Source organism: Paraburkholderia sp. SIMBA_027 (genome assembly GCF_046535315.1).
Lineage (GTDB): Bacteria > Pseudomonadota > Gammaproteobacteria > Burkholderiales > Burkholderiaceae > Paraburkholderia > Paraburkholderia tropica.
In genome coordinates this window covers 1-221 of the sequence record NZ_JAWRWY010001796.1, presented here as the reverse complement: position 1 = coordinate 221, position 221 = coordinate 1, and the positions used below count along the sequence as shown (strand labels likewise).

Here is a 221-nt window from a genome sequence, read left to right as displayed (position 1 = left end):
AAGGTTTGCAAATTGGTGCAAAACCAGACGCTGGCACGAGTTGTCGCTGCGAAGCTGAAGCTGCAGTGGTCTCCTGAACAGATTGCTGGTTGGCTCAGACATGCTTACGCGGTCAACAAGGACTATCTGGTGTCGCACGAGACAATCTATCGGAGCCTCTATATACAAGCTCGTGGCGCCCTGAAAAAGGAATTGCTTGAGCACTTGCGACGCTCTCGAAC

At 52.0% G+C, this 221-nt stretch carries 1 pseudogene; it reads left to right on the top strand.

Annotation, left to right across the window (positions count from 1 at the left end):
• Positions 1-221, top strand: a pseudogene (locus tag SB764_RS45365) (IS30 family transposase); the annotation flags it as partial.